This is a genomic window from Pseudomonas guariconensis, assembly GCF_024127895.1.
Classification (GTDB): domain Bacteria; phylum Pseudomonadota; class Gammaproteobacteria; order Pseudomonadales; family Pseudomonadaceae; genus Aquipseudomonas; species Aquipseudomonas guariconensis_B.
In genome coordinates this window covers 20,248-43,370 of the sequence record NZ_JAMYBK010000002.1, presented here as the reverse complement: position 1 = coordinate 43,370, position 23,123 = coordinate 20,248, and the positions used below count along the sequence as shown (strand labels likewise).

Genomic DNA, 23,123 nt, shown 5'->3' with positions numbered 1-23,123 from the left:
GCCCCGTTTCAGCGCAACCTTACCGTGAGCTCACTATGGAACCTGGAAACGCCCAGTTGACGATGACTGTCCTGATGACCCCGGACATGGCCAACTTTTCCGGCAACGTACATGGCGGCACCCTGCTCAAGTACCTCGACGAAGTCGCCTACGCCTGCGCCAGCCGTTATGCCGGGAGCTATGTGGTGACCCTCTCGGTGGACCAGGTGATCTTCCGCGAACCGGTGCACGTCGGCGAGCTGGTGACCTTCCTCGCATCGGTCAACTATACCGGCAACACCTCCATGGAGGTGGGCATCAAGGTAGTGACCGAAAACATCCGCGAACGCTCCGTGCGCCACTCCAACAGCTGCTTCTTCACCATGGTCGCGGTCGATGACAACCGTCGCCCGGTGCCGGTACCGCCGCGCCAGCCCCAGACCCAGGAAGAGAAACGCCGCTTCCTGCAGGGCCAGCAGCGTCGACAGATCCGCCAGGAGCTGGAGCAGCGCTACCAGAACCTCAAGACCGACTCGATCTAGACCGGCTGGGCCTCGAAGCGCACCCGCGGATGCACGATGCGATCCTGGGCCCGCACCAGTTGCAGTTCGTAGCTGGCGCAGGCCTGGGTTTCGAGCAGCACCTCATGCACTGCCGCTGCGGTGAACTCGAAGGCGCGTACCCAGCTGTCGCCCAGCAGCACGCGGGCCAGGAACAGGCCCGAGGTCAGGTCGCCCACGCCCACCGGCTGACGCGGGAAAGCCAGCAAGGGGCGGCTCAGGTGCCAGCTTTCGTCCCGGGTCACCAGTAACATCTCGAAACTGTCCGCAGCGCGCCCCGGGTAGGCCAGGTGCTTGACCAGCACCACCTGCGGCCCGCGCTCGAGCAGGCTGCGCGCCATGGCCACGCAGTCCTCCAGCGACTCGGCCCGGCGCCCGCAGAAACTGTCCAGCTCCAGCTGATTGGGGCAGAGGATGTCGGCTACCGCAGCGGCCTGCTCGAGCAGGAACTCGCTCACCTCCACCGGCACGATGCAGCCTTTCTCCGCATGCCCCATGACCGGATCGCACAGGTACAGCGCCTTGGGATTCACCGCCTTGATCCGCTCGACACCAGCCAGGATCGCCCGGCCCTGTTCGGCGCTGCCCAGGTACCCGGAGAGCACCGCATCGCAGTGCCCTAGCTCGCCAATGCCGGCAATACCTTCCACCAATGCCGGAATCTGCGCGGGCGCGAGCACTTCGCCTGCCCACTGGCCATACTGAGTATGGTTGGAGAACTGTACGGTGTTGAGCGGCCAGACGTTGACCCCGACCCGCTGCATGGGGAACACCGCCGCGCTGTTTCCGGCGTGGCCGAAGACCACATGGGACTGGATAGCGAGTAGATGCGGCGTGCGTTTCATGGGGTATTTTTCCGAAGCAGTTCTTGGGATGCGAGGCGCAGTATGAACCCGATTGCCACCTGTACGACAGGCCAGGAACGCGGTTAAGCTGGACTGACCTGTCTGGAGCCTATGCAAATGTTGACCCTGGAGAACCTTTTCGTCCTGATGTTGGTGGCAACGGCCGGCGCCTGGCTGTGGCACAACCATGGGCTACGCGAAAAGGCGCTGGAGCGGGTCAAGCAGCATTGCGCCAACCTCGACCTGGAACTGCTCGACGACAACGTCGCGCTCAAGCGCATCGCCTTCGTGCGTGATGCCAACGGCCGCAAGCGCCTGGCGCGGATCTACGGTTTCGAATTCACCGTCACTGGCGAACAACGCCACCCTGGGACGGTGACCCAGTTCGGTGCCCACACCATGCTGATCGAACTGGCGCCCTACCCGTTCGAGATCAAGACCCCGCCAAAGGCCGACAACGTCATCGAGATGCAGCAATGGCGCCAGGAGCACAATCGCTGGCGCAACTGATCAGCCCTCCAGGCGACAGTCGGCCAGCGCCGCCTGCAGGGCTTCCCGCGGTTGGGCCTGGTCGAAGATCAGTTCGATACGGGAATCCTTGCGCCACTCGCTCGGTTGCCAGGCCTGTGGGCCTGCGTCCAAGGCATTGAACGAGCGCCAGCCTTCACCGCTGTGGATAACACCCTTGGCCCGGCGCCATGGCCATGCCTCGAGAAAAGCCTGCATGCGTAGTGCATCGAAGCGCTGGCTGGGGTGCCAGCGCCAGCCGATGCTCCACCCGCCCTCGCCCTGTTGTGCCTGGCAGATCGGTTGGCGCGGATCTGTCCACAAGGCGGCAGACGACACGAAAGCGTTGTCCACAGCAAGCTTATCCACAAGCGAGCATCGAGCCTCTTCTGTGGGCAAAACCGGAAGCTGCGCCAGGGAAAATGCGCCATGCTCTGTCCACAATGCCGATAAGGCCGGCAGTTGTGCAGTTATCAACAGGCGTGACGGTTCATCCACAAGGCCAGCCTTGTTGAAAACCAGCAAGGCCGCTGCCGCCAGCGCCTCACGCTGCGTGTCCGGCAGCGCCTGGCCACGTGCCAGGGCCTGGGCATCCAGGACCATCAACAGCGGCTGCACGGCCAGCACGCCTGTCCATGGCGCTTGGCCAAGCTGTTCGAGCAGTTGCAGTGGATGGCCGAGGCCAGAGGGCTCGATGAACAGGCGGTGGGGTCGTGCCTTGCGCAGCAGCCGGCCCAGCCCCACCTGGAACGGCATGCCGTTTACGCAGCACAGGCAACCGCCAGCCACCTCGCCGATGGCGATGCCCTCCTCATCGCGGCAGAGCAAGGCCGCGTCGAGGCCGATCTGGCCGAATTCGTTGACCAGCACCGCCCAGCGTTCTCCCGCGGGGCGCTGGGCCAGCAGCTGACGGATCAGGCTGGTCTTGCCGGCACCCAATGGGCCAGCGATCACGTGGGTAGGGATGTTTTGCAACATGTGATGGTTCAATGGCGTCCCCAGGGCCGCCGCAGGCCCCATAAACCACCCACTATGCGCCCTCAAGCCAACCAGTCAAGGCTGAGCAACAGGCGCAGCTCCCCCGCTCCGGTCAGCGGCGAGCGGTGTATCAGGCCGGCACCTTCATTGCCCAGCCACTTCTCGCCCTTGAGCAAGGCGACTGCCCCCACCTGCAGGCACTGGATGTTATCCACAGGCGGTGGGGCGTGCGGTAATGCGGTGCGATCGATGCGGCCTTCCTCCAGCCATTCGCTGCCCTTGCCGGCATAGGTGGTGAGCAAGCGCAACGGCACGTGATCCACATGAAAGCGCGGGCACATCGTCCCTTCCAGCACCCGCAGGCGCAAGCCGACGCGCCGGGCGCCAAGCAGGCAGGTGTAGGCCGATACCAACCACGCCACGTCTGCGACAAAGCCTTCGTAGCCATGCAGGTCGGCTGCGCCGCTCAACAGGCCAGGCAGCACGGGCATTTCCCGCTCGTCCACATCGATCACCCGCTCGTCCGCCATGGGTTGGCCCAGGCTGAGCAACAGTGCAGCGAAGTCCTCCACCTGCGCCGCCAGCCGGCGCTGCCAAACCGCCAGGTTGACCCCATCCTGGAGAATCTCCGCCAGCACCTGGGGCGATTCGCCGAAGACCTGACGGATATCCACAGCCCTGCTTGCCAGCATCACGCGGCAGCCTCCTCATGCCAGGGGCCGAACGGGTCGGGCAGGCGCAACCAGGCCATCGGCCCCAACGCCATTTCCTCATCGGTCAACAAACAGGCATCCAGCTCTGTGGATAACCTGGCGAAATCGATGTTCTGCCCGATGAATACCAGTTCCTGGCGGCAATCCCCGACCTCTACGCTCCAGTGCTTGAGAATTGCCGCGGTGTTCTCCTCGTCCTGCGGCCAATGCTCCCGTGGCACGAAACGCCACCAGCGCCCGGCCAACCCATGGCGCATCATGCCCCCGGCCTGGGACCAGCTTCCGGCCTCCTGGAACTTGCTGGCCAACCAGAAGAACCCCTTCGAACGCAACAGCCTGCCATTGCTCCAGGGCTTGTGGATAAAGTCGAAGAAGCGTTGTGGATGCAGTGGCCGACGGGCCTGCCAGGTGCTCGCGGCGATCCCGTATTCCTCGGTTTCCGGGACGTGTTCGCCGCGCAATTCCTGTAACCAGCCGGGCGCCTGGGCGGCCTGGTCGAAATCGAACAGGCCGGTATCGAGAATGCGCTCAAGCGGCACCTGGCCCGTGACCATGGGCACGATCTGCGCCCGGCCATTGAGGCTGCGCAAGATGGCCGTGAGCTCTTCGCGCTCATGCTGGCCGATCAGGTCGATCTTGCTGACCAGCAGCACATCGGCGAACTCCACCTGCTCGATCAGCAGGTCGCTGATCGATCGCTCATCCCCCTCGCCCAAGGTTTCGCCACGGCTGGCCAGGCTATCCGCCGCCTGGTAGTCACGCAGGAAATTCAGGCCATCGACTACCGTGACCATGGTGTCCAGGCGTGCCATGTCGGACAGGCTACGGCCCTGTTCGTCACGGAAGGTGAACGTCTCGGCCACCGGCAACGGCTCGGAGATGCCAGTGGACTCGATCAGCAGGTAGTCGAAACGGCCCTCCTGCGCCAAGCGCGCCACTTCCTCGAGCAGGTCCTCGCGCAGGGTGCAGCAGATACAGCCGTTGCTCATCTCCACCAGCTTCTCTTCTGCACGGTTGAGGCTGACATTGCGCTGTACCTCGCTGGCATCGATGTTGATTTCACTCATGTCGTTGACGATCACGGCAACACGCAGGTCCTCGCGATTACGCAGGACATGGTTGAGCAAGGTGCTCTTGCCGGCCCCCAGGAAGCCGGACAGCACGGTAACAGGGAGACGTTTGGTCATTGGCGGAACCCTCATCAGACGAGCGCATTCGAAACGATGCATTGCCTACTGTTATATTATAACAATACACTTTCGCCAAGCCGTGCTCGTCGAACGGTACCCGGAGATGAAAATGAAACTGCCCCGTGCCGTTGTGCTGCTGTTGCTCATCGCGCCTTCGTCAGTACTTGCCATGCCACGCACAGATCTCCCCCTGTGTACACGCAGCGCAACGCTTCTGGCTTGCCAGGATGGCCAAGGCAGCTATTACAGCGTGCGTACCGAGGGCAGCACCTTCTACCTGCGCGGCTACGACAGTGTGAGCCGTCGGCTGTGGGCACAAGCCAACAGCCGTTACGGCTCACTGACGTTCTTCACCGGCCTGGCCAGCGACGGCGAGGCGTGGGTGGGCTATAGCCGGCGTATCGGCTGGACCACCCTGAACCGCGTCTCCAGTTCCAGCGGGCAGCGCTTCAACCTGCACTGCAGCCTGATCGGCGGCTGCCGCTGAATGCCAACCTTTCTTGGAATCCGCAAATGACCAGCCTGACGCTCCCCGACATCGCCATCCAGACCAGCCAACGAACATCGCCTTTGGACTGGGTAGGCATGCAGGGCATCGCACTGCCGCTGCAGTTCGAAGGACGAACCCTGAACGCCCGGGCCGATGCCGGGGTCAACCTCGATGACGGCGTGTCACGAGGGATACACATGTCTCGGCTTTATCTGGCCCTGGAATCCCTCGAGCAGTCGGAACTCAACCCCCTGGCCGTGCGGCGGTTGTTGGCCCGCTTTCTCGCCAGCCATGAAGGGCTTGCCTCTGCCGCCTATCTGCGGCTGGCATTCGACCACATGCTGAAACGACCTGCCCTGGTGAGCCCATTGGCGGGTTGGAAAAGCTATCCGGTAACCGTGGATGCCAGGATCGAAAATGCGATGTTCCACGTGGAACTATCCGTTGTGATTCCTTATTCATCCACATGCCCTTGCTCGGCTGCACTGGCCAGGCAATTGATACAGCAGCAGTTCGTGGCGGATTTCGCCAACCGCGAAACGGATCGGCAAGCGATCCTGGAGTGGCTGGGCAGCAGCCAGGGAATCGTCGCCACACCTCACAGTCAGCGCAGCCAGGCATATGTCAGGGTGCGTTTGCAGAGCAATCTGGAGGAGCTTCCGGTCACCCAACTGATCGACAGGGCGGAAGCTGCGTTGGGCACCGCCGTGCAGACGGCGGTAAAACGCGCCGATGAGCAGGCCTTTGCCCTGGCCAATGGGCAGAACCTGATGTTTTGCGAGGATGCGGCAAGACGCCTGCACTTGGCATTACGACAGCTCGCTTGGGTCAGCGGGTTCGAATTGCGCGTGGAACATGCGGAGAGCTTGCATGCCCATGATGCTGTCGCGATTAGCCGCTGGCAGTGGTGAGGATCGAGCTCAGTTGCCATTGGAGGCTGCCTTGCAGCCCCCAATGTCGCTTGAGCCGGCTCCCAAAAGGCTGTGGATCACCCGTCGCTACGCGGCTTCACCGAGCCGCAGTCATCGCTCAGCCAAACGGCCCGGGTATTCATGCTGCCCTGCTGCTGAACACCCGAGGCATTGAACGTACCGCTGACCTGGGTAAGGAACTCACGGTCGCTGAGAAAAGTAGCCTGGCCGCTCCCCTGCGCCTTGGGGCAACTGAACTCGAATTTCCAGACATTGCCCGTGCGCTCGGTAATCCGCTGGGTACACCCGGACTGCGGATCCTGCAGCGGGATGTCGTCGGTCTTGACCTGCTCCGGGGTCAGGCAGGAACGTACACCTTTCCCCGCCAAGGTGACGCCCTGCTTGGCCAGGACGCCTTCCATCATCGCTCGCTGCTCCGGCGGCAAGTTCTTCAACTGCCCGAGCATGAACTCCATGTCGGGCAGGGGTTTGCCATCGACCTGCATGTTGCTGGTGGTCAACTCCCACAGGCCGGGTTGCAGCATCTGCGCATGGACCAGCGGACTGCTCAGGCCAAATGCCAGCGCCAACAATGGCAGACGAATCTTCATGGATGAATGCTCCTCGAAATACCGGCAACTGGCCGATTGTGCCTTAGACGTCATTTCCGCTTCCGGGTTGCAAGCTAGGCCGGGAACGTGCTCTGTTATCTGCAGTGCTCTCCGCAAGCAGGATGCGTATGGATTATCACAGCCCCTACTTCTTCGGTTACTTGCTCGGCCTGATCCACCTACTCGGTATCATCGCCGCGCTCCATGCGGTGTTCACCGTGCGTACCGCCCAGGGTGCAATCGCCTGGGCGATGTCGCTATTCTTCATTCCCTACTTCACCCTCATCCCCTACCTGATTTTCGGTGCCCGCTCCTTCTATGCCTATATCCAGGCCAGGCGCCAGGCCAACCAGGAAATGCACGTGGCCATGGCCAACCTCAATTGGCGACCCTGGGTAGAGGAAGCGCTGGCGGCTCGCGAGTCGGAAAGCTATGCAGCCCTGCGCGCCCTACCGAAACTGGGGCGCATGCCCTGCCTGGCGAACAACCAAGTGAAGCTGCTGATCGACGGCCAGGCTACTTTCGACGCCATCTTCGCCGCCATCGGCGAAGCACGCCATGCGGTGCTGGTGCAGTTCTTCATCATCCATGACGACGCCATCGGCACGGAACTGCAGCAGCTACTGCTGCGCAAAGCTGCCGAAGGGGTGCAGGTCTTCGTGCTCTATGACCGGGTCGGCAGCCACGCCTTGCCGTCCAGCTACTGCCAGGTGCTGCGCGACGGTGGCGTGCAGGTCCATGCCTTCGCGACCCGACGCGGCTGGTTCAATCGCTTCCAGGTCAACTTCCGCAATCACCGCAAGATCGTCGTGGTCGATGGCGTGCTGGGGTTCCTCGGCGGGCACAACGTGGGGGACGAATACCTGGGCGGCCATCCGCGCCTGTCGCCTTGGCGCGATACCCATGTGCAGGTCAGCGGTCCGGTTCTGGCCTGCCTGCAGGAGTCGTTCGCCGAAGACTGGTACTGGGCCACCCGCGAGCTGCCGCCCCTGATCCTGCCAGACACCTACCCCGACAACGGCGTACTTTGCCAGGTGCTCGCCAGCGGCCCGGCCGACTCCCAGGAAACCTGTGCGCTGTTCTTCCTGGAGGCCATCCACTCGGCGACCCGACGGATCTGGATCACCAGCCCGTACTTCATTCCCGACGAAGCGATATTCGCCGCTCTGCGCCTCGCCGTGCTACGCGGCGTCGACGTGCGCATCCTCATCCCGTCACGCCCAGACCATCACATCGTCTATGCCGCCTCGAGCCTGTTCGCCTTCGAAGCGGTACGTGCCGGGGTGCGCATGTTCCGCTACCAACCCGGATTCCTGCATCAGAAGGTAGTGCTGGTGGACGACGAGGTCAGTGCGATCGGCAGCGCCAACCTGGACAACCGCTCGTTCCGGTTGAATTTCGAGATTACCTTGCTGACGGTGGACCGGGACTTCGCCGACCAAGTAGAAGCGATGCTGCTCAAGGATTTTGCCGACGCCACGGAAATCAGCAGCGAAGACAGCCGCGGCACGCATCGCCTGCAACAGCTCGGGATGCGTATCGCGCGGCTGATCTCGCCGATCCTGTGAAGCGGATCAGCGGTAGAGGTCCTCACGGGTCCAGGGCAGGTCGTGGTGCCCATCCGCGTAGGGCTTAACTGCCAGGATCTGGTGCAGGTTGATCCATCCCTTGGAGAACGCATAGGCACAACCGGCCAGGTACAGGCGCCAGATACGCAAGGTCTTTTCCGGCACCAGGGCCGCGGCCTTGTGCAACTGGTTCTCCAGGTTCTCGCTCCAGTGGTTGAGGGTCTTGGCGTAGTGCAGGCGCAAGCTCTCCACATCCACCACCTCGAGCCCGGCCTCGCAGATCCGCGCGCTGATCATCGACAGGTGCGGCAGCTCGCCATGGGGGAAGACATAGCGGTCGATGAAGTCGCCCGCGCCCCGCCCTACCGGCCGGCCATCCACATGCTTGGCGGTGATGCCATGGTTCATCACCAGGCCACCTTCGCGTACGGCGCCGAACAGCTTCTGGCAGTACAGCTCCAGGTTGGCGTGGCCGACGTGTTCGAACATGCCGACACTGACCACCTTGTCGAAGCGGCCGTCCTGGGGCAGGTCGCGGTAGTCGAGGATCTGCAGGTCGACCTGGTTGGCCAGCCCCTCCTCCTTGACCCGCTGGCGTCCCAGCTTGAGCTGCTCCTTGCTCAGGGTGATGCCGAACACCTTGGCACCGTACTCACGGGCGGCGAAGCGCGCCAGCCCGCCCCAGCCACAGCCGACATCGAGCAGGTAATCACCGGCCTGCAGGCGCAACTTGCGGCACAGGTGGTCGAACTTGTTCTGCTGGGCCTCGTCGAGGGTATTGTCCGGCTCGCGGAAATAGGCACAGGAATAGGCCATGTCCTGGTCGAGCCAGAGCTGGTAGAAGGCATTGGACACGTCATAGTGATAGGAGATGGCCTCGGCGTCCGTGTCCTTGTCGTGGGCGGTGCGGACCGGTGGAGCCTGGTCTTCGTCGCTGAGCAAAGCTTCGCTGAGCTCGTCGCAGACCCGGATGGCTTCGCCGATATCGCCTTCCAGCTCCAGCTTGCCTTCGACGAAGGCGGTGCCCAGTTCGTCCATGCTCGGATGGGTCAGCTGGCTGATCAGCTGAGGTTCCTTGACCAGGATGGTGACCTGCGGGCTAGGCCCCAGGTCGAACTGGTTGCCGTCCCACAGCTTCAGGCGCAAAGGCAAGTGCAGGCTCTGCAACGCAGGTGGAAGTTGCGCAAGCATGAATGACCCTCCCTTTCATTTTCCGAGCGTCGCCATCAATTTTGGGACGCCACCGGAACAGGGTAGTTCATTCATACGAAGTTTCCGTTAATCGAGACCATAGTCTAGAACTATCTGGCCTAACCAAGTCACAGATTGTATACAATTTTTGTCACCCGGACTAATCTTGTGCTCCTTCGCTTCCTCACTCCTGGAGTAATCCCATGAAATCCTATGATGTGGTGATCATCGGCGGCGGCCCGGGCGGCTACAACGCCGCCATCCGTGCCGGCCAACTGGGCCTGAGCGTCGCATGCGTCGAAGGCCGGTCGACCCTCGGTGGCACCTGCCTGAACGTCGGGTGCATGCCCTCCAAGGCCCTGCTGCACGCCTCGGAGCTCTACGAAGCGGCCAGTGGCGGCGAGCTCGCCCACCTGGGCATCGAGGTCACGCCGACGCTGAACCTGGCCCAGATGATGAAGCAGAAAGACGAGAGCGTGAGCGGCCTGACCAAGGGTATCGAATACCTGTTCCGCAAGAACAAGGTCGACTGGGTCAAGGGCTGGGGCCGCCTCGACGGCGTCGGCAAGGTCGTCGTCAAGGCCGAGGATGGCAGCGAAACCACCCTGCAAGCCAAGGACATCGTCATCGCCACCGGCTCCGAACCCACTCCGCTGCCGGGCGTGACCATCGACAACCAGCGCATCATCGACTCCACCGGTGCCCTGGCCCTGCCGCAGGTTCCCAAGCACTTGGTGGTCATCGGTGCCGGCGTGATCGGCCTGGAGCTGGGTTCGGTGTGGCGTCGCCTGGGCAGCGAGGTGACGGTCATCGAGTACCTCGATCGCATCTGCCCCGGCACCGACGAAGAAACCGCCAAGACCCTGCAAAAGGCCTTGGCCAAGCAAGGCATGGCCTTCAAGCTCGGCAGCAAGGTAACCCAGGCCACGGCCTCGGCCGATGGCGTCAGCCTGACCCTGGAGCCGGCCGCCGGCGGTACCGCCGAAACCCTGCAAGCCGACTATGTGCTGGTCGCCATCGGCCGCCGGCCCTATACCCAGGGCTTGAACCTGGAAAGCGTCGGCCTTGCGACCGACAAACGCGGCATGCTGGCCAACGACCACCACCGCACCTCGGTGCCCGGCATCTGGGTGATCGGCGACGTCACCTCAGGCCCGATGCTGGCGCACAAGGCCGAGGACGAGGCAGTGTCGTGCATCGAGCGCATCGCCGGCAAGGCGCACGAGGTCAACTACAACCTGATTCCCGGCGTCATCTATACCCGCCCGGAGCTGGCCAGCGTGGGCAAGACCGAAGAACAGCTCAAGGCCGAAGGCCGTGCCTACAAGGTCGGCAAGTTCCCCTTCACCGCCAACAGCCGGGCCAAGATCAACCACGAGACCGAAGGCTTCGCCAAGGTCATTGCCGACGCCAACACCGACGAAGTGCTGGGCGTACACTTGGTCGGCCCGAGCGTGAGCGAGATGATCGGCGAGTTCTGCGTGGCCATGGAGTTCTCGGCCTCGGCCGAAGACATCGCCCTCACCTGCCACCCGCACCCGACCCGTTCCGAGGCGCTGCGCCAGGCCGCGATGAATGTGGACGGCATGGCGATGCAGATCTGAAATCGAGTGGGAGGCGGGCTCACACCCGCCGTCCTTCACACTACCGCACAGCCAAGGTCGCCACCGTGCAATTGCTGGTCGCCGCTGTGCGGTTTTTCGTTTCAGGCTGTCCGTAACGTGAGCAGCAGCCACCGCCGCGCGGGGCCCCATGACATAACAACGATAAGGAGAGGTCATGAAGCTATCGATCACAGCGGCCACCTGCGCCGCACTGTTGAGCGTCGCCAGCGGAGCCTGGGCCGCCGAGCCGGCCGCCTGCCAGAATGTGCGCATGGGGTCGGTGAACTGGACCGATGTAGTGGCCAGCAGCGCAGTGGCCGAAGCCCTGCTCGACAGCCTGGGCTACAAGGTAAAGCAGACCAGCGCCTCGCAGCAGATCATCCTCGCTGGCATGGCCGAGAAACGCCTCGACCTCTTCCTCGGCTACTGGCAGCCCACCATGCAGTCGGTGGCCAAGCCCTATCTGGACAAGCAGCAGATCGACGTCATCAGCCCCGCCACCCTGAGTGACGCACAGTCTACCTATGCCGTGCCCGCCTATGTCTATGACGCGGGCCTGAAGACCTTCGCCGATATCGCCAAATTCCGCGACAAGCTGAACAACCGGATCTACTTGATCGAGCCGGGCAGCGGCATGAACCGCATCACTGCGCAGATGATCGCCGACGATAAGTTCGGCCTGAAAGGCTTCCAGGGCGTCGAGTCCAGCGAGGCCGGCATGCTCACGGCGGTGAAGCGCGCTGTCAATCAACAGAAGTGGGTCGTGTTCGCCGGCTGGAAACCACACCCGATGAACCTTCAGATCGACATGAAATACCTCTCCGGCAGCGACGATGCATTCGGCCCGAACGAAGGCTCCGCCACGGTCTCGATCATGACCGTCGCAGGCTACCAACAGCAGTGCGGCAACGTTGCCAAACTGCTGCACAACCTGCGCTTCACCAGCGAGGGCGTCAGCCAGGTGATGGAGCCCATCCTGGACCGCACCGCGCCGCTGGACGCCGCCCGAGCCTGGCTCAAGGCCCATCCCGAACAGGTTTCGGCCTGGCTCGCTGGGGTGACCACCTTCGACGGCAAGCCAGCCGATGCGGCGCTGGTCGCCGGTCAGTAATGGCCTGCTACCCGCTATCGACCGGTATGGCGGCCTTCGTCGAGCGCACGCTCGCCTTCGGTGTGGCCGATTCCTCGATCACCGCACAACGTGCCGCCTATTCGCGCATGGCTGCAGCCTTCACCCCGCCTCGCCCGGCAGGTTTGCAGACACGTGACCTGAAGCGGGCCGGGCTGGCACCGTTGCGACTGTTTCACCCGGCACGCCCGGCACCGCCCAGCGGCTGGCCTGCGGCGCTGTTTCTCCACGGCGGAGGCTGGACGCTCGGCGATCTCGACTCGCACATGTTCTTCTGCGCCGAACTGGCCGTACGGCTGGGGCTGCTGGTAGTAGCGGTGGACTACCGACTCGCGCCGGAGCATCCCTTCCCCGCCGCCTTGGACGACAGCCTCGCGGCCTGGCGCGCCCTGCGTGACGGCCTACTTGACGAACCCATCGACCGCACACGGATGGTGGTCGTCGGCGACAGCGCCGGCGGCAACCTTGCCGCCGCCCTGTGCCTGGCGCTGCGTGATGCCGATGAAGAGCAGCCACGCATCCAGGCACTGATCTACCCGGCCCTGGGTGATGAGGACACAGCTTCGCGTCGCGAGTGTGCGGATGCCCCGCTGCTGTCTATCGAGGATATGCAGGCTTGCCTGGACGCCTACCTGCCCGAGCCCATCCAGAGCCACCTGGCCTTGCCACTGCGCGCCCGCCACTTCATCGGGCTGGCGCCAGCCATGATCAGCGTCGCCGAGTTCGACCCTCTACGCGACGACGGCTTGCACTATGCCGAACGGCTACGCCGCGATGGCGTGGCGGTAGACTATTTCCCAGGCCCAGGGCTAGTCCATGGCTGCCTGCGGGCGAGGGATCTACCGGAGGTGGATCGACTGTACGAGGCACTGTTCGATTCGCTGGCAGGCAGACTGGCGTGAGCGGTTAGGGCCTGAGTACCGATACAGGTCGCTCAAGAATGACGGCGAAAGATCGTTGGAACTAAGAGACGAGCGCTACAGGAGGGAGGCCAGGTGGGCTCACCTCCTGCTGCGACAGTTTTTATGGCTCAGCGGCAGTTTTAACTCTCTAAAACCACCACCACGCCTTCCCTACCCCGTTACTCCACCGTCACCGACTTGGCCAGGTTACGCGGCTGGTCAACGTCAGTGCCCTTGAGCACCGCCACATAGTACGACAACAGCTGCAGCGGAATGGTGTAGAGGATCGGTGCCAGGGCATCGACGATGTGTGGCACCTTGATCACATGGGTACCTTCGCCGTTGCTCATGCCCGACTGCTCGTCGGCGAACACCACCAGCTCACCACCCCGGGCGCGCACTTCCTGCAGGTTGGACTTGAGCTTTTCCAGCAGTTCGTTGTTCGGCGCCACGGTGACCACCGGCATGTCGCTGTCCACCAGCGCCAGCGGGCCATGCTTGAGCTCACCGGCCGGGTAGGCCTCGGCGTGGATGTAGGAGATCTCCTTGAGCTTGAGCGCGCCCTCCATCGCCACCGGGTACTGCGCACCACGGCCGAGGAACAGAGTGTGGTGCTTGTCGGCGAACAGCTCGGCGGTCTTCTCGACGATACCGTCCATCGCCAGTGCCTCGCCCAGGCGTGCCGGTAGGCGACGCAGCTCTTCCACCAACTCGGCCTCGACGCCGGCGGCCAGGCTGCCACGCACCTGGCCCAGGGCCAGGGTCAGCAGCATCAGCGACACCAGCTGGGTGGTGAAGGCCTTGGTCGAGGCCACGCCGATCTCGGGGCCTGCCAGGGTCAGCAGGGTCAGGTCGGACTCGCGCACCAGCGAGCTGATGCCGACGTTGCAGATCGCCAGGCTGCCGAGAAACCCCAGCTCCTTGGCATTACGCAGGGCAGCCAGGGTGTCGGCGGTCTCGCCCGACTGGGAGATGGAGACGAACAGGGTGTCCGGTTGCACCACCACCTTGCGGTAACGGAACTCGCTGGCCACTTCCACCTGGCACGGGATGCCGGCCAAGCCTTCCAGCCAGTAACGGGCGACCATGCCAGCGTGGTAGCTGGTGCCGCAGGCGACGATCTGTACATTGCGGACCTTGGCGAACAGTTCGGCAGCCTGCGGGCCGAAGGCCTGGACCATGACATGGTCCTTGCCCAGGCGGCCTTCCAGGGTGCGCTGGACCACGGTCGGCTGCTCATGGATCTCCTTGAGCATGAAGTGGCGATAGGCGCCCTTGTCCGCCGCCTCGGCGCCTTCGTGGTACTGCACGATTTCGCGCTGGACCTTGTGGCCAGCCTGGTCCCAGACGCTCACCTGGTCACGACGGATCTCGGCGATGTCGCCTTCTTCCAGGTACATGAAACGGTCGGTGACCTGGCGCAGGGCCAACTGGTCGGACGCGAGGAAGTTCTCGCCGTGACCCAGGCCGATCACCAGCGGGCTGCCACTGCGCGCGGCGACCAGGCGGTCCGGCTGCTGCGTGCTGATCAGCGCCAGGCCATAGGCGCCGTGCAGGCGCTTGACCGCGGCCTTGAGTGCATCGGCCAGGTCCGCGACGCTCTTGAGGGTGTGGTGGATCAGGTGGACGATGACCTCGGTATCGGTTTCCGAGGCGAAGACGTAACCCTGGCCCTTGAGCTCCTCGCGCAGGGCCTCGTGGTTCTCGATGATGCCGTTGTGCACCACCGCCACCTCGTGGCCGGAGAAGTGCGGGTGGGCATTGTTCTCGCTCGGCGCGCCATGGGTGGCCCAGCGGGTATGGGCGATGCCCAGCTGGCCGGCCAGGGGCTCGGCGGCCAGGGCGGCCTCCAGTTCGCTGACCTTGCCGATGCGGCGACGCCGCTCCAGTTGGCCCTGCGGGGTGAGAACGGCCAGGCCGGCGCTGTCGTACCCACGGTATTCCAGACGCTTGAGGCCCTCGATGAGGATGGCTGTGACATTGCGCTCGGCTACGGCACCGACGATTCCACACATGGTTATTGCTCCTGGCTGATCGCGGCGCAGATCAGGTTGATGCCGCGGGCTTGAATCTGTTCGCGTGCCTCCATCGGCAGGCGTTCGTCTGTAATCAGGGTGTTGACGCTGCTCCAGGGCAGCTCGAGGTTGGGGATCTTGCGCCCGACCTTGTCCGACTCGACCATGACGATCACTTCCCGGGCAACTTCCGCCATCACCCGGCTGAGGCCGAGCAATTCGTTGAAGGTGGTGGTGCCGCGGTTGAGGTCGATGCCATCGGCACCGATGAACAACTGGTCGAAATCGTATGAGCGTAGTACCTGCTCGGCGACCTGGCCTTGGAAGGATTCGGAATGCGGGTCCCAGGTACCGCCGGTCATCAACAGCACCGGCTCGTGCTCCAGCTCGCTGATGGCACGGGCCACGTTCAGGGAGTTGGTCATCACCACCAGGCCAGGTTGCCGGCCCAGTTCCGGGATCATCGCGGCGGTGGTGCTGCCGCTGTCGATGATGATGCGTGCATGCTCGCGGATACGCCCCACCGCCGCCTTGGCGATCGCTTGCTTGTAGCGCGATACCGGCTGCACGGTTTCGACGAGCATTTCCTGCGGAACGGTGACCGCGCCACCGTAGCGGCGCAGCAACAGGCCGTTGGCTTCGAGGGCGGCGAGGTCCTTGCGGATGGTCACTTCCGAGGTTTCGAAACGCTTGGCCAGGGCATCCACACTCACCTCGCCCTGCTCGTTGAGCAAGGCCAGGATGTTGTGACGGCGTTGAGGCGTGTTTCGTTTCGACATGACAGATTTAAGTTTCGATTCGAAAGATAATGATCGCAATCAAAACCCAAGAAAGCAGTTTCGTCAAGGCGAATGCATCAGAATGTAGGTTGTGGATAATTTTTCGACCGCGTCGGCTTCTTCGCGGGCAAGCCCGCTCCCACAAGACGCTGCACACCGCATCATTTGCGATTGGCTCGGAGCCTGTGTGGGAGCGGGCTTGCCCGCGAAGCGGTCGAAAGGCCAACAAAAAACCGACTTATTCACATAAGTCGGCTTTGCATTGAGGCGCCTGTGGATAACTGTCAGTTCTTCTTGATCTTCTCCGGCCGCTTCCAGCCTTCGATATTACGCTGTCGTGCACGGGCCACAGCCAGCTGCCCGGCCTCGACAGCCTGGGTGATGGTGGAACCCGCGGCAGTCGTGGCGCCATCCTTGATTTCCACAGGTGCCACCAGCGAGTTGTTCGAACCGATGAACACATCCTCGCCCATGACCGTCTTGAACTTGTTGGCACCGTCGTAGTTGCAGGTGATGGTGCCGGCACCGATGTTGGTGCGCGCACCGACCTCGGCATCGCCCAGGTAGGTCAGGTGGCCGGCCTTGGCGCCCTCGCCCAGGTGTGCGTTCTTCAGCTCGACGAAGTTACCCACGTGGGCCTTGGCTTCCAGCACGCTGCCCGGACGCAGGCGGGCGAACGGGCCGGCATCGCTGCCCTCGCCCAGCACGGCACCTTCGATGTGGCTGTTGGCCTTGACCACCACGCCCTTGCGCAGGGTGCTGTCCTTGATCACGCAGTTAGGGCCGATCTGCACATCGTCCTCGATCACCACCTTGCCTTCGAGGATCACGTTGATGTCGATCAGCACGTCGCGGCCGACCGTCACCTCACCGCGTACATCGAAACGTGCCGGATCGCGCAGGGTCACGCCCTGAGCCATCAGGCGTCGGCCTTCGCGCAACTGGTAATGGCGCTCGAGCTCGGAAAGCTGGCGGCGATCGTTGGCCCCCTGCACTTCCATCGGGTCATGGGGCTGCTCGGTGGCGACCACCAGCCCGTCGCCTACGGCCATGGCGATCACGTCGGTCAGGTAATACTCACCCTGGGCGTTGTCGTTGGACAACCGCCCCAGCCAGTCGGCCAGGCGTGCGGCAGGCACGGCGAGGATGCCGGTATTGCCTTCCTTGATCGCCTTCTGCGCTTCGCTGGCATCCTTGTGCTCGACGATCGCTGCCACCTGGCCCTGGCCGTCGCGCACGATGCGGCCATAGCCGGTCGGGTCGTCGAGGTTGACGGTGAGCAACCCCAGTTGCGTGTCGCTGACCTTGGCCAGCAGGCGCTGCAGGGTATCGACCTCGATCAGCGGCACATCGCCGTAGAGCACCAGCACCGTCTCGGCACTCAGCGCCGGCAGGGCCTGCGCCACGGCGTGGCCAGTACCGAGCTGCTTGTCCTGCATGACGAAGTTCAGGTCGTCGGCGGCCAGGCGCTCTCGCACCTGCTCGGCACCGTGGCCGATGACCACATGGATGCCCTTGGGCTGCAGCTGGCGTGCGCTGTGGATAACATGGCCAAGCATGGAATTGCCAGCGACGGGGTGCAGTACCTTGGGCAACGCCGAACGCATGCGAGTCCCTTGGCCTGCGGCGAGAATAACGATATCGAGAGACATTGACTGGCTACCAATCCTGGGCGGTCAGTGACATGACCGGCTTTGTGGGGTGACGAAAAAAGAAAAAGGGTAGCCGATGGCTACCCTTTTTCTCAATCTGCCTGAAGCCTGCGGTATCAGCCGCCGAACTTCTTGCGGATCTGCTGGACGGTGCGCAGCTGGGCTGCGGCCTCGGCCAGGCGTGCGGCGGCGGCACTGTAGTCGAAATCCGCGCCTTTTTCATGCAGGGCCTTCTCAGCAGCCTTGACGGCTTCCTGAGCGGAGGCTTCGTCCAGGTCGGCGGCACGTTGCACGGTATCGGCGAGTACCTTGACCATGTTCGGCTGCACTTCGAGGAAACCACCGGAGATGTAGAACACCTCGCGATCGCCACCCTGCTTGGTCAGCGTGATCGGACCTGGCTTCAGATTGGTGATCAGCGGCGCGTGGCCTGGAGCGATACCCAGATCGCCCAGGTTGCCGTGCGCAACCACCATCTCGACCAGACCGGAGAAGATCTCTCCTTCCGCGCTGACGATATCGCAATGGACTGTCATAGCCATCTGCTTGCCTCAACCTGATTAGCGCCCCTTGCGGGGCGCCGGGATTACAGTTTCTTGGCTTTCTCGATCGCTTCGTCGATGCTGCCGACCATGTAGAACGCTTGTTCTGGCAGGTGGTCGTAGTCACCTTTGAGGATGCCGCTGAAGCCAGCGATGGTGTCTTTCAGGGAAACGTACTTGCCTGGCGAGCCGGTGAAGACCTCGGCCACGAAGAACGGCTGCGACAGGAAGCGCTGGATCTTACGAGCACGGGCTACCAGTTGCTTGTCGCTCTCGGACAGTTCGTCCATACCCAGGATCGCGATGATGTCCTTCAGCTCCTTGTAGCGCTGCAGAACATACTGAACGCCACGAGCGGTCTCGTAGTGCTCGTTGCCGATCACGTTCGGGTCCAGCTGACGGGAAGTCGAGTCCAGTGGGTCGACCGCCGGGTAGATACCCAGGGAGGCGATGTCACGGGACAGTACGACGGTGGCGTCAAGGTGGGCGAAGGTGGTCGCCGGCGACGGGTCGGTCAGGTCGTCCGCAGGTACGTATACGGCCTGGATCGAGGTGATCGAGCCTTCCTTGGTGGAGGTGATGCGCTCCTGCAGAACGCCCATCTCTTCGGCCAGGGTCGGCTGGTAACCTACTGCCGAAGGCATACGGCCCAGCAGTGCGGATACTTCGGTACCGGCCAGGGTGTAACGGTAGATGTTGTCGACGAACAGCAGAACGTCGTTACCTTCGTCACGGAACTTCTCGGCCATGGTCAGGCCGGTCAGGGCAACGCGCAGACGGTTTCCTGGTGGCTCGTTCATCTGGCCGTAGACCAGGGCAACCTTGTCCAGAACGTTGGAGTCCTTCATCTCGTGGTAGAAGTCGTTACCCTCACGAGTACGCTCACCCACACCGGCGAACACGGAATAACCGCTGTGCTCGATGGCGATGTTACGGATCAGTTCCATCATGTTGACGGTCTTGCCGACGCCGGCACCACCGAACAGGCCAACCTTACCGCCCTTGGCGAACGGGCAGACCAGGTCGATTACCTTGATGCCGGTTTCCAGCAGGTCGTTGCCGCCTGCCTGGTCAGCGAAGGAAGGCGCGGCGCGGTGGATACCCCAGCGCTCTTCTTCGCCGATCGGGCCGGCTTCGTCGATCGGGTTGCCCAGGACGTCCATGATACGGCCCAGGGTCGCCTTGCCGACCGGTACGGAGATGGCGGCGCCGGTGTCGACGACATCCAGACCGCGCTTCAGACCTTCGGTCGAGCCCATCGCAATGGTACGAACCACGCCGTCGCCCAGCTGCTGCTGGACTTCCAGGGTGGTTTCCGCGCCTTGTACTTTCAGCGCGTTGTAGACACTCGGCACGACGTCGCGTGGGAATTCCACGTCGATGACGGCGCCGATGATTTGAACGATACGTCCGCTACTCATAGCTGGATCCTCTGAATATTTGAACCGTTAAACCGCGGCAGCGCCGCCGACGATTTCCGAGATCTCCTGGGTGATCGCAGCCTGACGCGCCTTGTTGTAGATCAGCTGGAGGTCGCTGATCAGGTTACCGGCGTTGTCTGTGGCGTTCTTCATGGCGATCATCCGGGCAGCCTGCTCGGCTGCGTTGTTCTCGACCACCGCCTGGTAGACCTGCGACTCCACGTAACGCACCATCAGGCCGTCCAGCAGCTCCTTGGCGTCGGGTTCGTAGAGGTAGTCCCAGTGGTGCTTGAGCTCCTGATCCGGGGTTGCCACCAACGGTACCAACTGCTCGACCGTCGGTTGTTGCGTCATGGTATTGATGAACTTGTTCGACACCACGGAGAGGCGATCGATGCGGCCGTCCAGGTAGGCGTCCAGCATGACCTTGACGGAGCCGATCAGATCGTTGATCGATGGCTCTTCGCCCAGGTGGCTGATCGCGGCTACGACGTTGCCGCCGAAGTTGCGGAAGAATGCCGCACCCTTGCTACCGATCACGCACAGGTCGATTTCGACGCCCTGCTCGCGGTTGGCGGTCATGTCCTTGACCAGGGCCTTGAACAGGTTGGTGTTCAAGCCACCGCACAGACCACGGTCACTGCTCACCACGATATAGCCGACGCGCTTGATGTCGCGCTCGACCATGAACGGGTGGCGGTATTCCGGGTTGGCGTTGGCCAGATGACCGATCACCTGGCGGATACGCTCCGCATAGGGACGGCTAGCAGCCATGCGCAGTTGTGCCTTGCGCATCTTGCTGACCGCCACTTTCTCCATGGCGCTGGTAATTTTTTGCGTGCTTTTGATGCTCGCAATCTTACTGCGAATCTCTTTTGCGCCTGCCATGTATCACCTATCAGGTTAGCAAGCGGGGGCCAGAAGCCCCCGCTGCGGCTTACCAGGTCTGGGTGGCCTTGAACTTCTCGATACCAGCCTTGATGCCAGCGTCGATTTCGTCGTTGAAGTCACCCTTCACGTTGATCTTGGCCATCAGGTCGGCGTGATCACGGTTGAAGTAGGCGATCAGCGCTTGCTCGAAGCTGCCGATCTTGGCGATTTCGACGTCGGTCAGGAAGCCACGCTCAGCGGCGTACAGCGACAGCGCCATGTCCGCGATGGACATCGGAGCGTACTGCTTCTGCTTCATCAGCTCGGTAACGCGCTGACCATGCTCCAGCTGCTTGCGGGTCGCTTCGTCCAGGTCCGATGCGAACTGGGCGAATGCAGCCAGTTCACGATACTGGGCCAGGGCGGTACGGATACCACCGGACAGCTTCTTGATGATCTTGGTCTGAGCGGCACCACCTACACGGGATACCGAAACACCGGCGTTCACTGCAGGACGGATGCCCGAGTTGAACATGGCCGATTCCAGGAAGATCTGACCGTCGGTGATGGAGATCACGTTGGTCGGAACGAACGCGGAAACGTCGCCAGCCTGGGTTTCGATGATCGGCAGGGCGGTCAGGGAACCGGTCTTGCCAGTGACTGCGCCGTTGGTGAACTTCTCGACGTATTCTTCGGAAACGCGCGAAGCACGCTCCAGCAGACGGGAGTGGAGATAGAACACGTCGCCCGGGTACGCTTCGCGTCCTGGCGGACGGCGCAGCAGCAGGGAGATCTGACGGTAGGCAACGGCCTGCTTGGACAGGTCATCGTATACGATCAGCGCGTCTTCGCCGCGGTCACGGAAGTATTCGCCCATGGTGCAGCCGGCGTACGGGGCCAGGAACTGCAGCGCGGCGGATTCCGAAGCACTGGCGGCAACCACGATGGTGTTGGCCAGGGCGCCGTTTTCTTCCAGCTTGCGCACGACGTTGGCGATGGTCGACTGCTTCTGGCCAACGGCCACGTAGACGCAGAAGATGCCGCTGTCTTTCTGGTTGATGATCGCGTCGACCGCCATGGCGGTCTTGCCGATCTGACGGTCACCGATGATCAGCTCACGCTGGCCACGGCCAACCGGGATCATGGCGTCGACCGATTTGTAGCCAGTCTGGACAGGCTGGTCTACCGATTTACGCCAGATAACGCCCGGTGCGACCTTCTCGACCGCATCGGTCTCGGTGTTGTTCAGCGGACCTTTGCCATCGATCGGATTGCCCAGCGCGTCGACGACGCGACCCAGCAGTTCCTTGCCGACCGGCACTTCCAGGATGCGACCGGTGCACTTGGCGCTCATGCCTTCGGCCAGGGTGGTGTACGCCCCCAGGACAACGGCACCGACGGAGTCCTGCTCCAGGTTCAGTGCCATGCCATAGACGCCGCCCGGGAACTCGATCATTTCGCCGTACATGGCGTCGGCCAGGCCGTGGATCCGCACGATACCGTCGGAAACGCTGACAACGGTACCTTCGTTGCGGGCTTGGGAGCCGACATCGAGCTTCTCGATGCGACCCTTGATGATTTCACTAATTTCGGAAGGATTGAGTTGCTGCATTGCTCTGCTGCCCCTTCAAACTCAAGATTTCAATGCTTCGGCCAGTTTCGCGATCTTGCCGCGAACCGAGCCATCGATTACCAGGTCGCCGGCGCGGATGACGACGCCGCCGATCAGGCTGGCATCCTCCGACGCGTGCAGGCGTACTTCCCGGCTGAGCCGTGCACTGAGAACCTTGGCGAGTTTGTCTTGCTGTTCTTGGTTCAACGCAAAAGCACTGGTGACTTCCACGTCCACGGATTTCTCTTGCTCGGCCTTGTACAGCTCGAACAATTCCGAAATCTCCGGCAACAGCAGGAGACGTTCGTTTTCCGCGGCAACATGAATGAAATTCTGTGCCTGAGCGTCGAACTTGTCACCGCACACTTCAATGAATGCGGCGGCCTTTTCTGCGCTTGTCAGTCGCGGGGCCTTGAGCAGGCGCTGCATGGTGTCGTCTTGCGACACCGCAGCAGCCAGGCCGAGCATGGCTGACCAATTGGCCAGTTGCTGATGGGCCTGGGCATGCTCAAAGGCAGCCTTAGCGTAAGGTCGGGCCAACGTGGTCAGTTCTGCCATGATCGCCCTCGCTTAAATTTCAGCGGCCAGTTTGTCAACCAGCTCCGCATGCGCGTTTTGATCGATTGTGGCGCCAAGGATCTTTTCAGCACCGCCGACAGCCAGGGCACCCACTTGGGCACGCAGGGCGTCCTTGACGCTGTTGAGTTCCTGTTCGATCTCGGCTTGAGCCTGAGCCTTCACACGGTCAGCTTCGACGCGGGCCTGATCACGGGCTTCCTCGACAAGCTGAGCAGCGCGCTTCTTGGCCTGCTCAATGATTTCGGCTGCCTGTGCCTTCGCTTCACGCAGTTGCTGACCCGCTTTTTCTTGGGCCAGCTCCAGGTCGCGAGCTGCGCGGTTGGCAGCGTCCAAGCCGTCGGCAATCTTCTTCTGGCGTTCCTGCAGGGCGTTGATGACCGGAGGCCATACGAACTTCATGCAGAACAGCACAAAAATCAAGAAAGCAACGGATTGGCCAATCAGGGTTGCATTAATGTTCACGCCAACACCTCGC

Annotated in this window: 23 protein-coding genes; 8 read left to right on the top strand and 15 right to left on the bottom strand. The window is 62.6% G+C overall.

What is annotated here, in order from left to right:
- Nucleotides 1-35 precede the first annotated feature (35 nt).
- Nucleotides 36-521, top strand: coding sequence for an acyl-CoA thioesterase (locus tag NJF35_RS02755; RefSeq protein WP_253080394.1), 486 nt, complete (start codon nucleotides 36-38; stop codon nucleotides 519-521).
- On the opposite strand, the gene pdxY is transcribed toward NJF35_RS02755, so the two are convergent.
- Nucleotides 518-1,384 (bottom strand): pyridoxal kinase PdxY, encoded by an 867-nt coding sequence (gene pdxY, locus NJF35_RS02750; protein WP_253080395.1) that lies wholly within the window; start codon nucleotides 1,382-1,384, stop codon nucleotides 518-520. The two genes, NJF35_RS02755 and pdxY, sit on opposite strands and share 4 nt — an antisense overlap.
- Nucleotides 1,385-1,501: 117 nt before the next feature.
- On the opposite strand from pdxY, the gene NJF35_RS02745 reads away from it, so the two are divergent.
- Complete coding sequence (locus tag NJF35_RS02745) at nucleotides 1,502-1,894, top strand: DUF3301 domain-containing protein (protein ID WP_225786868.1); 393 nt, start codon at nucleotides 1,502-1,504, stop codon at nucleotides 1,892-1,894.
- Here NJF35_RS02745 and NJF35_RS02740 read toward each other — a convergent pair whose 3' ends face one another.
- The 3 genes from NJF35_RS02740 to zigA all read right to left on the bottom strand — a co-directional run bounded on the left by NJF35_RS02740 (nucleotide 1,895) and on the right by zigA (nucleotide 4,769).
- Nucleotides 1,895-2,869, bottom strand: coding sequence for a CobW family GTP-binding protein (locus NJF35_RS02740; protein WP_225786819.1), 975 nt, complete (start codon nucleotides 2,867-2,869; stop codon nucleotides 1,895-1,897).
- A 62-nt stretch (nucleotides 2,870-2,931) separates the two neighbouring features.
- Nucleotides 2,932-3,564 (bottom strand): DUF1826 domain-containing protein, encoded by a 633-nt coding sequence (locus tag NJF35_RS02735; RefSeq protein ID WP_225786820.1) that lies wholly within the window; start codon nucleotides 3,562-3,564, stop codon nucleotides 2,932-2,934.
- Nucleotides 3,561-4,769: a zinc metallochaperone GTPase ZigA gene (zigA, locus tag NJF35_RS02730; RefSeq protein WP_253090657.1), complete on the bottom strand. Its 1,209-nt coding sequence runs from the start codon at nucleotides 4,767-4,769 to the stop codon at nucleotides 3,561-3,563. Before zigA ends, NJF35_RS02735 begins: the two co-directional genes overlap by 4 nt.
- A 112-nt stretch (nucleotides 4,770-4,881) precedes the next feature.
- On the opposite strand from zigA, the gene NJF35_RS02725 reads away from it, so the two are divergent.
- Nucleotides 4,882-5,259, top strand: a complete 378-nt coding sequence (locus NJF35_RS02725) for a glutamine synthetase (RefSeq protein WP_253080396.1) — start codon at nucleotides 4,882-4,884, stop codon at nucleotides 5,257-5,259.
- Between the two features lie 26 nt (nucleotides 5,260-5,285).
- Nucleotides 5,286-6,173: a GTP cyclohydrolase FolE2 gene (gene folE2, locus NJF35_RS02720; protein ID WP_225786823.1), complete on the top strand. Its 888-nt coding sequence runs from the start codon at nucleotides 5,286-5,288 to the stop codon at nucleotides 6,171-6,173.
- 77 nt (nucleotides 6,174-6,250) lie between these two features.
- On the opposite strand, the gene NJF35_RS02715 is transcribed toward folE2, so the two are convergent.
- A complete protein-coding gene (locus NJF35_RS02715; protein ID WP_225786824.1) occupies nucleotides 6,251-6,784 on the bottom strand; it encodes a DUF3617 domain-containing protein in 534 nt (177 codons plus the stop codon).
- Nucleotides 6,785-6,912: 128 nt separating this feature from the next.
- Here NJF35_RS02715 and cls point away from each other — a divergent pair, with 128 nt between their 5' ends.
- Nucleotides 6,913-8,352 carry a cardiolipin synthase gene (gene cls / locus NJF35_RS02710; RefSeq protein WP_225786825.1) on the top strand — a complete coding sequence of 480 codons (1,440 nt, stop codon included), beginning with the start codon at nucleotides 6,913-6,915 and terminating at the stop codon, nucleotides 8,350-8,352.
- Between the two features lie 6 nt (nucleotides 8,353-8,358).
- Here cls and cfaB read toward each other — a convergent pair whose 3' ends face one another.
- Nucleotides 8,359-9,543: a C17 cyclopropane fatty acid synthase CfaB gene (gene cfaB / locus NJF35_RS02705; protein WP_225786826.1), complete on the bottom strand. Its 1,185-nt coding sequence runs from the start codon at nucleotides 9,541-9,543 to the stop codon at nucleotides 8,359-8,361.
- Nucleotides 9,544-9,746: 203 nt separating this feature from the next.
- Here cfaB and lpdA point away from each other — a divergent pair, with 203 nt between their 5' ends.
- The 3 genes from lpdA (at nucleotide 9,747) to NJF35_RS02690 (ending at nucleotide 13,178) form a co-directional block, all read left to right on the top strand.
- Nucleotides 9,747-11,147: a dihydrolipoyl dehydrogenase gene (gene lpdA / locus NJF35_RS02700; protein WP_253090656.1), complete on the top strand. Its 1,401-nt coding sequence runs from the start codon at nucleotides 9,747-9,749 to the stop codon at nucleotides 11,145-11,147.
- Between the two features lie 175 nt (nucleotides 11,148-11,322).
- The gene (gene choX / locus NJF35_RS02695; RefSeq protein ID WP_225786828.1) at nucleotides 11,323-12,258 is read left to right on the top strand and encodes a choline ABC transporter substrate-binding protein; all 936 of its coding nucleotides are present in this window, start codon (nucleotides 11,323-11,325) and stop codon (nucleotides 12,256-12,258) included.
- The gene (locus NJF35_RS02690) at nucleotides 12,258-13,178 is read left to right on the top strand and encodes an alpha/beta hydrolase (RefSeq protein ID WP_253080399.1); all 921 of its coding nucleotides are present in this window, start codon (nucleotides 12,258-12,260) and stop codon (nucleotides 13,176-13,178) included. The genes choX and NJF35_RS02690 overlap by 1 nt, the downstream gene beginning before the upstream one ends.
- Nucleotides 13,179-13,357: 179 nt before the next feature.
- On the opposite strand, the gene glmS is transcribed toward NJF35_RS02690, so the two are convergent.
- From glmS to NJF35_RS02645, 9 genes are all read right to left on the bottom strand, one after another.
- Nucleotides 13,358-15,193, bottom strand: coding sequence for a glutamine--fructose-6-phosphate transaminase (isomerizing) (gene glmS / locus NJF35_RS02685; protein WP_225786830.1), 1,836 nt, complete (start codon nucleotides 15,191-15,193; stop codon nucleotides 13,358-13,360).
- A 2-nt stretch (nucleotides 15,194-15,195) separates the two neighbouring features.
- Nucleotides 15,196-15,972, bottom strand: coding sequence for a DeoR/GlpR family DNA-binding transcription regulator (locus tag NJF35_RS02680; RefSeq protein ID WP_225786831.1), 777 nt, complete (start codon nucleotides 15,970-15,972; stop codon nucleotides 15,196-15,198).
- A 284-nt stretch (nucleotides 15,973-16,256) separates the two neighbouring features.
- Complete coding sequence (gene glmU / locus NJF35_RS02675) at nucleotides 16,257-17,624, bottom strand: bifunctional UDP-N-acetylglucosamine diphosphorylase/glucosamine-1-phosphate N-acetyltransferase GlmU (RefSeq protein WP_225786832.1); 1,368 nt, start codon at nucleotides 17,622-17,624, stop codon at nucleotides 16,257-16,259.
- A 116-nt stretch (nucleotides 17,625-17,740) separates the two neighbouring features.
- A complete protein-coding gene (locus tag NJF35_RS02670; protein ID WP_225786833.1) occupies nucleotides 17,741-18,166 on the bottom strand; it encodes a F0F1 ATP synthase subunit epsilon in 426 nt (141 codons plus the stop codon).
- A gap of 44 nt (nucleotides 18,167-18,210) precedes the next feature.
- Nucleotides 18,211-19,587: a F0F1 ATP synthase subunit beta gene (gene atpD, locus NJF35_RS02665; RefSeq protein WP_225786834.1), complete on the bottom strand. Its 1,377-nt coding sequence runs from the start codon at nucleotides 19,585-19,587 to the stop codon at nucleotides 18,211-18,213.
- Between the two features lie 27 nt (nucleotides 19,588-19,614).
- Complete coding sequence (atpG, locus tag NJF35_RS02660; RefSeq protein ID WP_225786835.1) at nucleotides 19,615-20,475, bottom strand: F0F1 ATP synthase subunit gamma; 861 nt, start codon at nucleotides 20,473-20,475, stop codon at nucleotides 19,615-19,617.
- 49 nt (nucleotides 20,476-20,524) lie between these two features.
- Nucleotides 20,525-22,069 (bottom strand): F0F1 ATP synthase subunit alpha, encoded by a 1,545-nt coding sequence (atpA, locus tag NJF35_RS02655; RefSeq protein ID WP_253080400.1) that lies wholly within the window; start codon nucleotides 22,067-22,069, stop codon nucleotides 20,525-20,527.
- A gap of 21 nt (nucleotides 22,070-22,090) precedes the next feature.
- Nucleotides 22,091-22,627, bottom strand: coding sequence for a F0F1 ATP synthase subunit delta (locus NJF35_RS02650; protein WP_225786837.1), 537 nt, complete (start codon nucleotides 22,625-22,627; stop codon nucleotides 22,091-22,093).
- A 12-nt stretch (nucleotides 22,628-22,639) separates the two neighbouring features.
- Nucleotides 22,640-23,110, bottom strand: coding sequence for a F0F1 ATP synthase subunit B (locus tag NJF35_RS02645; protein ID WP_225786838.1), 471 nt, complete (start codon nucleotides 23,108-23,110; stop codon nucleotides 22,640-22,642).
- Between the last annotated feature and the right edge of the window lie 13 nt (nucleotides 23,111-23,123).

Coding starts and splice junctions, on each gene's coding strand:
- NJF35_RS02755 (WP_253080394.1), top strand. CDS start 36: ATGGAACCTGGAAACGCCCAGTTGACGATGACTGTCCTGATGACCCCG.
- pdxY (WP_253080395.1), bottom strand. CDS start 1,384: ATGAAACGCACGCCGCATCTACTCGCTATCCAGTCCCATGTGGTCTTC.
- NJF35_RS02745 (WP_225786868.1), top strand. CDS start 1,502: ATGTTGACCCTGGAGAACCTTTTCGTCCTGATGTTGGTGGCAACGGCC.
- NJF35_RS02740 (WP_225786819.1), bottom strand. CDS start 2,869: ATGTTGCAAAACATCCCTACCCACGTGATCGCTGGCCCATTGGGTGCC.
- zigA (WP_253090657.1), bottom strand. CDS start 4,769: ATGACCAAACGTCTCCCTGTTACCGTGCTGTCCGGCTTCCTGGGGGCC.
- NJF35_RS02725 (WP_253080396.1), top strand. CDS start 4,882: ATGAAACTGCCCCGTGCCGTTGTGCTGCTGTTGCTCATCGCGCCTTCG.
- folE2 (WP_225786823.1), top strand. CDS start 5,286: ATGACCAGCCTGACGCTCCCCGACATCGCCATCCAGACCAGCCAACGA.
- NJF35_RS02715 (WP_225786824.1), bottom strand. CDS start 6,784: ATGAAGATTCGTCTGCCATTGTTGGCGCTGGCATTTGGCCTGAGCAGT.
- cls (WP_225786825.1), top strand. CDS start 6,913: ATGGATTATCACAGCCCCTACTTCTTCGGTTACTTGCTCGGCCTGATC.
- cfaB (WP_225786826.1), bottom strand. CDS start 9,543: ATGCTTGCGCAACTTCCACCTGCGTTGCAGAGCCTGCACTTGCCTTTG.
- lpdA (WP_253090656.1), top strand. CDS start 9,747: ATGAAATCCTATGATGTGGTGATCATCGGCGGCGGCCCGGGCGGCTAC.
- choX (WP_225786828.1), top strand. CDS start 11,323: ATGAAGCTATCGATCACAGCGGCCACCTGCGCCGCACTGTTGAGCGTC.
- NJF35_RS02690 (WP_253080399.1), top strand. CDS start 12,258: ATGGCCTGCTACCCGCTATCGACCGGTATGGCGGCCTTCGTCGAGCGC.
- glmS (WP_225786830.1), bottom strand. CDS start 15,193: ATGTGTGGAATCGTCGGTGCCGTAGCCGAGCGCAATGTCACAGCCATC.
- NJF35_RS02680 (WP_225786831.1), bottom strand. CDS start 15,972: ATGTCGAAACGAAACACGCCTCAACGCCGTCACAACATCCTGGCCTTG.
- glmU (WP_225786832.1), bottom strand. CDS start 17,624: ATGTCTCTCGATATCGTTATTCTCGCCGCAGGCCAAGGGACTCGCATG.
- NJF35_RS02670 (WP_225786833.1), bottom strand. CDS start 18,166: ATGGCTATGACAGTCCATTGCGATATCGTCAGCGCGGAAGGAGAGATC.
- atpD (WP_225786834.1), bottom strand. CDS start 19,587: ATGAGTAGCGGACGTATCGTTCAAATCATCGGCGCCGTCATCGACGTG.
- atpG (WP_225786835.1), bottom strand. CDS start 20,475: ATGGCAGGCGCAAAAGAGATTCGCAGTAAGATTGCGAGCATCAAAAGC.
- atpA (WP_253080400.1), bottom strand. CDS start 22,069: ATGCAGCAACTCAATCCTTCCGAAATTAGTGAAATCATCAAGGGTCGC.
- NJF35_RS02650 (WP_225786837.1), bottom strand. CDS start 22,627: ATGGCAGAACTGACCACGTTGGCCCGACCTTACGCTAAGGCTGCCTTT.